Genomic DNA, 512 nt, shown 5'->3' with positions numbered 1-512 from the left:
GACACACATCAGAGGTCTTCTCGCCAGCTTCCTGCTCCTTGATCATCGCAATGATCTGTTCGTCCGTAAATCGTGCCTTCATTTGTCCGTCCTTTTTGTTAGGCGGACTTTACACAAACCGGGAAAAATTTTAGAGGCTCAGGTCACGTCGTCAAGCAGCAGGATCGCATTTTCCCGACGGGCGATACCGTGATCTTCGCGCCGGCGACGCACGCAAGCCTCAAGCTCAAGGCGGTCTACTGAGGAAAGAAAGCCGGGGCGGATCATAGCCATAGCTGACTCGTTCCAAACCCAGCCGTCAAGTCACCAAATTCGGCTTCCGGAGGACTTAGAGTATAATGAACAATTTCCAGACTTAGATCTTATTGGAGCTGTCAGAAATAGCACATCGAACATTATTAATTACATAACATGGATTATTATTTTATCATTTTCTAGCCGGGCCCATTCTAAACTGGGTTGCGAAATTTCCCCTATCTTGCTGGAAAGCAGGAAGAATGAAAGATGGCGCA

2 protein-coding genes are annotated in these 512 nt (G+C 47.7%); both read right to left on the bottom strand.

Annotated features, from left to right (window positions below; all coding sequences use genetic code 11):
- On the bottom strand, positions 1-82 hold an 82-nt coding region (locus DWB67_RS18740; protein ID WP_147385947.1), incomplete at its 3' end, for a transposase.
- Positions 83-138: 56 nt separating this feature from the next.
- A complete protein-coding gene (locus DWB67_RS17820) occupies positions 139-273 on the bottom strand; it encodes a hypothetical protein (RefSeq protein WP_255418756.1) in 135 nt (44 codons plus the stop codon).
- Between the last annotated feature and the right edge of the window lie 239 nt (positions 274-512).

It is taken from the genome of Paracoccus sp. JM45 (assembly GCF_003590715.1).
Lineage (GTDB): Bacteria > Pseudomonadota > Alphaproteobacteria > Rhodobacterales > Rhodobacteraceae > Paracoccus.
Note: the sequence above shows the minus strand (reverse complement) of the source record. Positions and strands in the feature narration are given on the sequence as shown.